The organism is Neobacillus niacini NBRC 15566, assembly GCF_001591505.1.
Classification (GTDB): Bacteria; Bacillota; Bacilli; order Bacillales; family Cytobacillaceae; genus Neobacillus; species Neobacillus niacini.
The window spans coordinates 1-11,289 of record NZ_BCVA01000085.1 but is presented as its reverse complement, the minus strand read 5'-3'; the positions used below and the strand labels follow the sequence as shown (position 1 = coordinate 11,289).

Genomic DNA, 11,289 nt, shown 5'->3' with positions numbered 1-11,289 from the left:
TGATGACAGTGATGATCTTGCAAAGAAAAAGGCAGCTGCGGTAGCGAAAGCGAAAGCTGCGGCGGCGGCAAAACGTAAAGCGATGGAACTAGCGGGTGGAGAAGCACCAGCTGAAGACACCACTGGAGCAACGGATGATGCGAAGGCAAAAGCGGCAGCGGCAGCAAAAGCGAAAGCGGCGGCAGCAGCCAAGGCAAAGGCGGCCGCAGCGGCAAAAGCGAAGGCAGCTGGCACTGGTGAGGCAGACACTGCGGGTGCGAGCGATGATGAAAAAGCAAAAGCGAAAGCAGCAGCGGTAGCAAAGGCTAAAGCCGCAGCAGCAGCGAAAGCGAAAGCAGCTGGAAAAGCAGGCGATGCAGCTCCAGCAGAGACCGCAGCTTCGGCACCATCACCAAATCAGCCTTTCTTAGACAAGTACAGAAAGGTAATTGAGGAAAACTTAGGCGCTGATGTTTTAGAAGATTCTTATATTAATAAATTATCGAAAGATGTTCCAACACTTGTTGCAAAGAAAGATACATATTTCAAGGTAGCTCAATTTTTAAAATACAATGAGCTGCTAGGGTTCGATTATCTCTCCGAGCTGCATGGAACAGATTTTGTCACACATATGGAAGTTTATGTTCACTTATTCTCATACAAAAATCGCCAATCAGTGGCATTAAAAGTAAAGATTGACCGCGATGAACCAACAATCGAGTCCTTGCAGCCAATTTGGGCAGGAGCAAACTGGCCTGAGTGCGAAGCTTATGATTTATTAGGAATTAAGTTTACCGGACATCCGAATTTACATCGGATTATGCTAGGAGAAGATTGGGTTGGCCATCCACTGCGTAAAGATTATGAACCGTATGATGTGGAGGTGTAACCAATGATCAGAACTGAAGAAATGCTGCTAAACGTCGGTCCTCAGCATCCAAGTACGCACGGAGTATTCCGGCTGGTTGTTAAGATCGATGGGGAAATCATTACGGAAGCAACACCTGTCATCGGTTATTTACACCGTGGAACAGAAAAGCTGGCCGAGAACTTACAATATACACAGATAATTCCATACACTGACCGGATGGACTATTTGTCTGCGATGACAAATAACTATGTCATCTGCCATGCTGTTGAAACCATGATGGGAATTCAGGTGCCGGAACGTGCCGACTTCCTTCGTGTTATGGCGATGGAATTAGGGCGGATTGCCAGCCACCTGGTTGCCTGGGGTACATATATCCTTGACCTGGGTGCGACGAGCCCGTTCATCTATGCGTTCCGCGATCGCGAAATGATCATTAATATGTTAAATGAATTATCTGGTGCTCGATTGACCTTCAACTATATGCGTGTTGGCGGAGTTAAGTGGGATGCTCCAGAAGGCTGGGTTGACGGAGTTAGGGAATTTGTTCCTTATTTACGTGAACAGCTGAAGGGTTATCATAACCTCGTATCTGGAAATGAAATCTTTTTAGACCGTGTAAAAGGGGTTGGCGTTTATTCAAAAGAAGATGCCATCAACTATTCACTAAGCGGTCCAAACCTTCGGAGTACCGGGGTGAAATGGGATCTTCGTAAAGATGAGCCGTATTCTATCTATGACCGCTTTGACTTTAATATCGTCACAAGAGACGAAGGAGATTGCTTAGCCCGTTACCATGTGCGCTTAGAAGAAATTGAAGAATCTTTAAAAATCCTTGAGCAGGCATGTGAACAATTCCCTGCTGAAGGTGAAATTATGGCGAAAGTGCCAAAGATCATTAAAGCACCAAAAGGGGAAGCGTTTGTACGAATTGAATCTCCACGTGGAGAAATTGGCTGCTATATCTCAAGTGACGGTAAAAAAGAACCGTATCGCTTAAAGTTTAGAAGACCTTCTTTCTATAATCTGCAAATTCTCCCGAAATTATTAGTAGGCGAAAACATTGCAAACTTGATTGCGATTTTAGGGGCAGTTGACATTGTCCTTGGGGAGGTGGACGGCTAATGATTGAGGATTTACTCCAATCCAGTCCAGGGTTGATGAACTTTGGAATCTTCTTTTTACTTGCCGTTGTCTTACTATTAGTAGTCTTAGGTTTCGTAACCTATGCGATATTAGCAGAACGTAAGGTTTTAGGATACATGCAGGCCCGTCACGGCCCTAACCAGCTTGGCGGTAAATGGGGATTATTACAGACGGTGGCGGACGTTCTTAAACTTTTAATCAAAGAAGACGTTATACCAAAGGCAGCTGACAGGCCGTTATTTATCATTGCGCCAATCATTGCCTTTACTCCAGCTTTTATGGTCCTCGCGACCATCCCGTTTACGGACAAATTTCAATTTGCTGATATCGGGGTTGGCTTGCTCTATTATATTGCCGTTTCCGGAATGACTGTATTTGGAATGGTTCTCGGCGGCTGGGCTTCCAATAATAAATACGCGCTTTTAGGGGGCATGCGTGCAGGCGCACAGATGATTTCCTACGAAATCCCGCTTGTTATGTCCGTTTTGGGTGTTATTTTATTAACGGGAAGCTTGAATTTAACGGATATTGTTCTGCAGCAGGAGCATGGCTGGTTCATTCTTTATCAGCCGATTGCCTTTATCGTGTTTTTCATCGCATCGATTGCAGAATTAAACCGGACACCATTTGACCTTCCTGAATCAGAGAACGAACTGGTTGCCGGATACTTTGTTGAGTACTCTGGATTCCGCTGGGCATTCTTTATGCTCACAGAATATGTTTACATGTTTGCGATGTCATCACTAATCACCGTCATCTTCTTAGGCGGATGGCTGCCGCCGCTGGATATCTTAGGATTTATTCCAGGTGCAGTATGGTTTGCAATCAAATTCTGTATCGTCGTCTTTGTTTATATGTGGTTACGGGCAACACTTCCACGTTTTAGAATCGATCGATTAATGGAATTTGCTTGGAAAGTACTCTTCCCAGTTGCGTTAGCAAACATTTTCTTAACAGCATTAATTAAGACATTATTTTTCTAAGGCTGTTTGAATAGGCTGTGTTAAAGTAAACTGTTGCTTTTTAGAACCTGTTGATTGGAGCGGAAGGCGCTCGACTCCTGCGGGATGAACGAGCTGAGTGAGACCCCGCAGGAGCGAAGCTGCAATAGGCTCACGGGCGAGCCCGCGGAAAGCGGAGCGCCTGGAGCGCAAATCAACAGCCTAGTTTAACACAGCAATCATGAACTTCAAGGGGTGTTCGCGAATGGCAGAGCCCTTGAAGGAATTAATAAAAAAAATTTTCAGTAAGCAATTTTTAAAATGAAAAAGGGGTGAAAAACGTGCTTGGATTTACAAAAGGCTTGAAATATACCCTAAAACAGCTGACCAAAGAAAAGGTAACCTATAATTATCCAGATGAGCCGCTTCCGCTTCCGGACCGCTTCCGCGGTATTCAAAAGTTCTATCCGGAAAAGTGTATTGTGTGTAATCAGTGCATGAACATTTGCCCGACTGAATGTATTAATTTAACGGGTAAGAAACATCCAGATCCAACGAAAAAAGGGAAAATCATTGATACGTATGATATCAATTTTGAGATTTGTATCCTATGTGACCTTTGTACGGAGGTTTGCCCGACTGAAGCGATTGTGATGACCAATAACTTTGAGTTAGCGTCATACAGCCGTGATATGTTATTTAAAAACCTTGAATGGTTAGATGAGAACGACGAAAACGTACGGCAGGTGAATAAACCATGACAATATCAGGCGAGTTTATCGCATTTATGGGCCTCGCCCTTGTCGCCATTATTGGCGGTGTCCTGTTATTGAACCTTACCAAAGTCGTGCACATGGTCGTGGCCCTCATTTTTACTTTTGTCAGCATTGCCGGTATTTACGTGCTGCTGTCAGCTGAATTTGTTGCAGCGGTTCAAATCCTGATTTATTCCGGTGCGATCACCATTATCATGTTATTCGGGATTATGTTAACGAAGCATGATGATGAAGGGGAAACAACCACAGGCAAAGGAAGAAAGGTTCTATTATTTCTAGGTATACTCGGGTTTGCAGCGGCTGTCTACATTGGAATCTATGATTTCAACGTGGTACAGGTACCAACCGACTTACATGTGGACAATACAATGAAAATAGGGGAAGCCCTTTATTCTAAATGGGTCATCCCGTTTGAATTAACATCTGTTTTACTATTAGTGGCACTTGTCGGAGCGATTATTCTCGCGAAGAAAGACGAGAAGGAGGGTGACAAGGAATGAGTTCAGTTCCTGCTTCAGCTTTCCTGGCACTCGCACTGATTTTATTCTGTATCGGATTATACGGGGCATTGACAAAACGAAACACCGTTATCGTCCTCATCTCGATCGAATTAATGCTAAATGCCGTTAATATTAACCTAGTAACCTTCAGCAAATACGGTGTAGCACCATCCATCACCGGCCAGATCTTCGCTCTGTTCACGATTTGCGTTGCCGCTGCAGAAGCAGCAGTCGGTCTAGCCATCCTAATGGCCTTATACCGCAACCGCAAAACCGTCAACATCGACGATATGGACACAATGAAAAACTAATTTAGCAGATATTATTTTTTTTCAACACTGCGGTGCCTGTCACCGCAGAAAGACACTGTCCGCCTCAGGTGGACAAATTGGTAATAATTGGTGTAAGCCCTTGGTGGAATTTGTCCACGAGCGGTGCCTTTCACCATTTTTAAAAAGGGGATTGTGATGATGATGGAAAATGCATGGATCATACCGCTTTTCCCGCTATTATCGTTTTTGATTCTTCTTCTATTTGGTAAGCGGCTTAAGGGTGCGAGTGCGTACGTGGGTATTCTGCTTACATTGGCGTCGCTTGTGTATTCGTTGTTGGTGTTGTTCGAGCGTTTCAGTGAACCAACGTTTAAAACTTCAACGGAGTGGCTCAGGATAGGAGATATTTCTTTAACAGCGGGCTTTGAAGTGAATCAATTGAATGCATTAATGCTTGTAATTGTCTCGCTCGTCAGCTTCCTGGTACATACATATTCAAAAGGATATATGGACGGGGATGAGCGGTTTCCAGTATTCTATGCCTATTTAGGACTATTTACGTTTGCGATGCTTGGGCTTGTTATCTCGCCAAACCTGCTGCAAACTTATATTTTCTGGGAGCTCGTCGGAGTCGGTTCCTTCCTCTTAATCGGATTCTACTTCTACAAAGAAGAAGCGAAGGCTGCGGCAAAAAAGGCGTTCATTATGACCCGTATCGGGGACGTTGGTCTCTTAATCGGGATGATTTTATTATTCTGGCAAACAAAAAGCTTTGAGTACAGCGAAATCTTCCACGCAGTAGAAGCTGGCGCTGTCTCAACTACGATGATTACGTTAACAGCGATCTTAATCTTTATCGGAGCTGTTGGTAAATCGGGTCAGTTCCCATTACACACATGGCTGCCGGACGCAATGGAAGGTCCGACACCAGTTTCGGCTTTAATCCACGCGGCGACAATGGTTGCTGCCGGTGTTTACTTAGTTGCTTCTCTTTTCCCGCTGTTCGCAGCGAGTGAAACGGCACTATTAACGGTTGCCATTATTGGTGCATTTACGGCCATCTTTGCAGCCAGCATCGGTCTTGTACAAACAGACATTAAACGTGTTCTAGCCTACTCAACAGTCAGCCAGCTCGGTTATATGATGCTTGCTCTCGGCTCTGCAGGCTATGTTGCGGGAGTATTCCACTTAATGACACATGCTTTCTTTAAAGCGTTGCTATTCTTAGCTGCCGGAAGCGTCATTCATGCGGTTCATACACAGAATATCGAAGAAATGGGCGGTCTTTGGAAAAAGCTTAAGCTTACCGCGCCGCTATTCTTAATCGGAACACTGGCTATCAGCGGTGTACCATTATTTTCAGGATTCTTCAGTAAAGATGAAATTTTAATTGCAGCATGGGAAGGCGGACATCCAGTTCTGTTCTTGCTCGCGCTTGCAGCAGCATTCATGACCGCATTTTATATGTTCCGCTTGTTCTTCATGGTTTTCACCGGAGAAGCACGGACACCAATGAAAAATGTACACGAATCACCATCGATGATGACGTACCCAATGATTGTTCTTGGCGTATTGGCGATTATCGCTGGTTATGTGCAAACACCATTTAACCATAACCTTGGTGAATGGCTAGTTGATGGAAACGAAGCACTTGGTCATGGTCATGTTGAAGGTCCAATTTGGATTATGATTGCGGCAACTGTTGTTTCTTTAGCAGGTATCTACCTTGCTTACCTTATTTACTACAAGCGTTCCGTCGCACGCAACTGGCTGTCAGGCAGCGGCGATACGCTGCATACCATTTTAACCAACAAATACTACATTGACGAATTCTATCAAATGTCAGTAGTGGCTGTCACAAAAGGTATCAGTTATTTCTTACGCTTCATTGATGTTTTCTTAGTGGAAGGAATCATGAAGGGTGTGGCAGGGATTGTTCAGGGCCTTGGAGCAGCCGGATCGAAGCTGCAAACTGGTCAAACCCAAACTTATGCAGCAGTGGCCTTTGTAGGCTTGGCACTGCTTGCGGTCATCTTCGTGCTAACAGGGGGGTACTTATAAAATGGATCTTTCTTTCGTTCTATCATTACTAGTATTCTCCCCGTTACTCGGTATCGTCGTGTTGGCTTTCATGCCAAAAACAGAAGAAAAAACAATCAAAATCGTTGGCTTCCTAGCAACACTGCCTGCACTGGTTATTGCCATTGGCCTTTATCTCCACTACTTAGCAGGGAAGAAATTGAGCGATTTTGATGTTGCTAAAGATTGGATTACATTCGGCGGACTTCAGGGTGCCGAAGCAGGATTCTGGAAAGTTAACTATGAACTAGGTGTCGATGGCTTTACGATGCTTTTAGTCGCACTAACGGCAGTAGTAGCAACACTCGCAGCTATTGCCTCCATTTATATTAAAAAAGAATGGAAAGGCTACTTCATGCTGTTCCTGCTGCTCGAAATCGGAATGCTTGGCGTTTTTACAGCTGAAAACCTAGTTCTATTTTTCTTATTCTTTGAAATTACGTTAATCCCAACCTTCTTTTTAATTGGGAAATGGGGTTATTTTGAAAAAGAAAAAGCTGCATACAGTTTCTTAATCTATAACGGTTTAGGCTCAGCCGTACTGTTAATCGTGATTATGATTCTATTTTCAAAAACAGGAACCACCAATATTGATATGCTTACACAGATTGTGAGCGATCCGAACGTTCCAATGACGAGCGGATTAAAATTAGGTTTATTGATTGCGCTCTTAGTCGCTTTTGGCGTCAAGCTGCCAATCTTCCCGTTACACAGCTGGATGCTTCGCGTTCACGTGCAGGCGCCGCCATCGATTGTTATGATTCACTCTGGTATTCTATTGAAAATCGGTGCGTACGGGTTAATTCGCTTTGGAATGGGCATTTTTCCAGAGCAGTTTGAATCACTTGCCGTACTCTTAGCCATCCTTGGAGTGGTCAATCTCCTTTATGGAGCGTTCCTAGCGTTCATTCAAACAGACTTTAAAATGGTCTTGGCTTACTCTTCGATTTCTCACATGGGAATCGTATTAATTGGGTTAGCAGCCTTGAATGAAGCAGGTGTACAAGGCGCGATTTTCCAAGTCGTTTCACACGGTTTAATCTCAGCATTATTATTCTTCTTAGTCGGAGCCTTCTATGAGCGCACAGATACATCACTCATGGAAAACCTTGGCGGAATGGCGAAGGGAATGCCGATTGCCTCTGGCTTCTTGCTTGCAGGTGCCTTGGCTTCACTTGGATTACCAGGGATGTCCGGATTCGTCAGTGAATTCATGGCGTTCTTAGGTTTATTTGAAGAAATGCCTTGGATTGCTGCTGTCGGCTGTATCGGTATTATCATGACTGCTGTCTATTTATTACGTGCCGTGCTCGGCATTACGTACGGACAATCACACCGTGACTTTACAGGAGTCCTCGATTTGAAGGGCGTTGAATTTATACCGGTTGTCGTGCTAATTGCTTTAATCGTTTTAATCGGAGTAGTACCAAGCGTTCTAAGCTCACCGCTTCAAGCCACACTTGAAACGATTATGCTAGGGTTAGGAGGGTGATGAAGGATGAGTCTTGAGGAATTAACATCATTTAATTGGAGCATCATGACACCAGAGTTCATCATCGTTGGTGTAGCAGCGCTTCTCACAGTAATAGATTTATTTATGCCGAAAAAGCAAGATCGCCGAATTCTCGGATGGATCGGAATTGCAGCGATTTTCGCGGCAATGGTTTCCCTAGTCGGACTACTGGGTGCAGCACCTGATTCGATTTTAGACGATACCTTCCGTCTTGATTCTTTTGGAAAAGCATTTAAACTCCTTCTGCTTGCAGGAGCAGCACTTGTCTTATTTTTAGCAATCTCCTACAAGGCTGATGAGGGGATGGAAGAATATCGCGGTGAATTTTATTATTTATTCCTAACCGGATTACTCGGCGGAATGATTATGACATCCTCGGGTGACTTAATCACATTATTTATCGGTCTTGAGTTGTTATCGATTTCTTCCTATGTCCTAGCAGGTATTCGTAAAAATAATTTGCAATCAAATGAGTCGGCAATGAAATATGTCATTAACGGTTCAATTGCTACTGCAATTACATTGTTTGGTATGAGCTATGTATATGGATTAACAGGCACAACAAACTTGTTAGCAATTGCTGGAACACTTCAGTCATTGGCTGACGCCCAGCATGCGTATTTGCTAGGTCTGGCATTCTTAATGATATTTGTTGGATTAGGCTTTAAATTGGCGGCAGCTCCGTTCCACATGTGGGCACCAGATGTGTACCAGGGTGCACCAACACCGGTTACGGCATTTTTAAGTGTTGTTTCGAAAACCGCGGGCTTTGTAATTGTAGCGCGGATTTTAATATCTGTGTTCGGTGTAGCAGCTACAGAAGGTCCTGGATCGATGCCAATTCTTTATAACATGCAGGACTATATCGCGGTTGTTGCTGGGGCAACAATGATTATAGGAAACGTAGTCGCTCTGAAACAAAGCAATATTAAAAGAATGTTTGCCTACTCGAGTATTGCCCATGCAGGGTATGTGCTGGTTGCATTTACGTCATTGAGCTCGAACTTCTTTTACACCGTTTGGTTCTATTTATTAGCTTACTTGTTCATGAACCTTGGCGCTTTTGCCATCATCCAGTTAGTGGAGGCAAAGACTGGTTCCACAAAGATCGCTGATTTTGCGGGATTGTATCGCCGGTCACCGGTATTGGCCGTTGCAATGGGGATTTTGTTGGTAGCACTGGCAGGTTTCCCAGGAACAGCAGGCTTCATCGGGAAGATGAACATCTTTATCGGTGCCTTTATGGTACAGGAACCGCATTATGTGTTAGCGTCTGTTATGATTGCGACAACGGTAGTCTCGTATTTCTACTACTTCGGTATCATGACGCAAATGTTCTTCCGCCCGGCTGCGGATGACAGCAAGTTCACGAAAATACCAGTAGGAATCTTGGTTGTCTTAGTCGTCACCGTCGCAGCGTCTGTATTGTTTGGAGTATTCCCAGACATCGCTATCGACTTCGTGAACAATAATTTCAACCAATTCTCAGACTTTCTACAATAGACCGGCAACTTTGGGGGAAGAATCCGGTCTAGGTCAACAATAGGGGTAAAATATAAAGTAAAAAGAAGAGGCATGGGGGCCTCTTCTTAAAAAGCAAAACGGTCCTTTCTAGGGGACCGTTTTTTAGCTATTATTGTATGGGGTCACGGACTTTGTCTCTTTCATGCAAATCTTCCTTCGATTCACCATTCTTCATTTCATTGCCAAGCCTCTTCAGTTCATCCCAGTCTTGAGCCATTGAGCTATTGTTTGCTTGTGCTAACGTGTCCCTGTCCTCTATCGGGTTATGCAATCTATTTTTCGTTAGTACTAAAATTTTGCCTTCTTTAACAGAGTTCCCGTAGTATTCAGCTTGATCGTCTGGGATTCCTATAGCAATTAGTGCTCCTGTTAGTCCACCTAAACCAGCACCCGCTACAGCACCAATTAAACTTGAAGCAATCGGACCTGCTGCAATAATCGGGCCAACCCCAGGTATGGCCAGCGCACCTACGCCTACTAATAAACCGGTTAAGCCACCGAGCGTTCCGCCAGCTATCGCACCTGTAGCAGCACTTTCTTCTGCAACTGTACCAGTTTCATCTGCAATATAATTCACATTTTTGATATCTTTACCAATAACGCAGATATCTTGTTTGTCGTATCCCTGTTTGACGAGTTCCTCGATTGCAACAATCGCTTCCTGTTCAGAGTCATAGACACCTACAACATTTTTTTCGACCTTCTCCATTTTCGGGTTCCTCCTCTTTCATCTGTTTTGAGAGATTTACAGTTTGATAGACAGCCCACACTATCGTGATAATTTATCCTTTACTATCCCGACATCTTCTTTTACTTCACCTTTCGCTTGATCGACTTTACCTTCCGTTTCAGTGGAACGATCATCCGTCAATTTACCCCATTCCTCTTTTGCTTTTCCTTTAACACTATCAACTAATCCATTCATTTTATCTTTGTTCATTTTATTCAGCCTCCTTGTTTTTTTAAAAGTCTCTCCAATGGTTATTGGTTCACACCATCACTAACACCGTTATCCTCAATCTTTTTCTCTACATCTTTTTGAGCTTGTTTTAATTCTTTTTCCACTTTATTTACTGCATCTTTGGCATTTTGCTCTGTGTCTTTATCTACTGCGTCCTGCTGTTGGCCATCACTGGCCCCATTATCCTGATCGACTCCGTCACCGCAACCTGTTAACCCGGCAAGAGTAAGAGAAACAGCCAATCCACCAACTAGTAAACTTTTCTTCATACTTACAGCTCCCTTCGTCGTGTTTTGTTCTGCCCTCTTTATATTCCCAATAAAAAAATTCTGAAACTTTTTTTAGCAGTCAATCCCGAAGAAACCGTCTTCCTTCTATTAATAGCTTTTTTAAAAAAATTCAAGCTAACCGGTAAATAACTGACTAGCTTAAAAGAATATGTTTAGGTCACTTACCAAAAGGGTAAATGCATACTAGACAAATTAAAGGAGGAAATAACAATGGATAAAACGTTGAAAAAGAAATTAATGATGACAGGTATGGTATTTGCATTAACATTCGGTGCTCTGACAGGCTGTGGAGATGGAGTAGACCAGGATAACGGTGTAAGTGACGGAGAACACAAAGATGAAGCAGAAAACAAAAATCCAGAAACAAACTAAATACTGTGGAGATAGGGAAGAGGATCTTCTTCTTCTTATCTATCGGCTGTGTTAAAGAAGCCTGGTGG

13 protein-coding genes are annotated in these 11,289 nt (G+C 43.6%); 10 read left to right on the top strand and 3 right to left on the bottom strand.

Features of this window, described 5'->3' with window-relative positions:
• The 9 genes from BANA01_RS28375 to nuoN all read left to right on the top strand — a co-directional run.
• The coding region (locus BANA01_RS28375; protein ID WP_174524453.1) for an NADH-quinone oxidoreductase subunit C at positions 1 to 868 on the top strand (868 nt) is incomplete at its 5' end.
• A 3-nt stretch (positions 869 to 871) separates the two neighbouring features.
• The gene (locus BANA01_RS28370; RefSeq protein WP_063255624.1) at positions 872 to 1,972 is read left to right on the top strand and encodes an NADH-quinone oxidoreductase subunit D; all 1,101 of its coding nucleotides are present in this window, start codon (positions 872 to 874) and stop codon (positions 1,970 to 1,972) included.
• Positions 1,972 to 2,976, top strand: a complete 1,005-nt coding sequence (gene nuoH, locus BANA01_RS28365) for an NADH-quinone oxidoreductase subunit NuoH (protein WP_063255623.1) — start codon at positions 1,972 to 1,974, stop codon at positions 2,974 to 2,976. Before BANA01_RS28370 ends, nuoH begins: the two co-directional genes overlap by 1 nt.
• Before the next feature lie 299 nt (positions 2,977 to 3,275).
• On the top strand, positions 3,276 to 3,695 hold the full coding sequence (nuoI, locus tag BANA01_RS28360) for an NADH-quinone oxidoreductase subunit NuoI (protein ID WP_063255622.1): 420 nt from the start codon (positions 3,276 to 3,278) through the stop codon (positions 3,693 to 3,695).
• Complete coding sequence (locus BANA01_RS28355; RefSeq protein ID WP_063255621.1) at positions 3,692 to 4,210, top strand: NADH-quinone oxidoreductase subunit J; 519 nt, start codon at positions 3,692 to 3,694, stop codon at positions 4,208 to 4,210. Before nuoI ends, BANA01_RS28355 begins: the two co-directional genes overlap by 4 nt.
• Entirely contained in the window at positions 4,207 to 4,521 is a 315-nt protein-coding gene (gene nuoK, locus BANA01_RS28350) for an NADH-quinone oxidoreductase subunit NuoK (RefSeq protein ID WP_063255620.1), read from the top strand. The genes BANA01_RS28355 and nuoK overlap by 4 nt, the downstream gene beginning before the upstream one ends.
• 159 nt (positions 4,522 to 4,680) lie before the next feature.
• Positions 4,681 to 6,543, top strand: a complete 1,863-nt coding sequence (gene nuoL, locus BANA01_RS28345) for an NADH-quinone oxidoreductase subunit L (RefSeq protein WP_063255619.1) — start codon at positions 4,681 to 4,683, stop codon at positions 6,541 to 6,543.
• 1 nt (position 6,544) lies between these two features.
• Complete coding sequence (locus BANA01_RS28340; RefSeq protein ID WP_063255618.1) at positions 6,545 to 8,053, top strand: complex I subunit 4 family protein; 1,509 nt, start codon at positions 6,545 to 6,547, stop codon at positions 8,051 to 8,053.
• A 6-nt stretch (positions 8,054 to 8,059) separates the two neighbouring features.
• A complete protein-coding gene (gene nuoN, locus BANA01_RS28335; protein WP_063255617.1) occupies positions 8,060 to 9,577 on the top strand; it encodes an NADH-quinone oxidoreductase subunit NuoN in 1,518 nt (505 codons plus the stop codon).
• Between the two features lie 130 nt (positions 9,578 to 9,707).
• Here nuoN and BANA01_RS28330 read toward each other — a convergent pair whose 3' ends face one another.
• The 3 genes from BANA01_RS28330 to BANA01_RS28320 are packed head-to-tail and all read right to left on the bottom strand — an operon-like array spanning position 9,708 to position 10,828.
• On the bottom strand, positions 9,708 to 10,307 hold the full coding sequence (locus BANA01_RS28330) for a general stress protein (protein ID WP_082799701.1): 600 nt from the start codon (positions 10,305 to 10,307) through the stop codon (positions 9,708 to 9,710).
• A 60-nt stretch (positions 10,308 to 10,367) separates the two neighbouring features.
• Positions 10,368 to 10,538, bottom strand: a complete 171-nt coding sequence (locus BANA01_RS28325; protein ID WP_063255616.1) for a CsbD family protein — start codon at positions 10,536 to 10,538, stop codon at positions 10,368 to 10,370.
• A 41-nt stretch (positions 10,539 to 10,579) separates the two neighbouring features.
• Complete coding sequence (locus tag BANA01_RS28320) at positions 10,580 to 10,828, bottom strand: hypothetical protein (RefSeq protein ID WP_063255615.1); 249 nt, start codon at positions 10,826 to 10,828, stop codon at positions 10,580 to 10,582.
• A gap of 231 nt (positions 10,829 to 11,059) precedes the next feature.
• On the opposite strand from BANA01_RS28320, the gene BANA01_RS30115 reads away from it, so the two are divergent.
• Positions 11,060 to 11,221: a hypothetical protein gene (locus tag BANA01_RS30115; RefSeq protein ID WP_169803758.1), complete on the top strand. Its 162-nt coding sequence runs from the start codon at positions 11,060 to 11,062 to the stop codon at positions 11,219 to 11,221.
• Positions 11,222 to 11,289 lie beyond the last annotated feature (68 nt).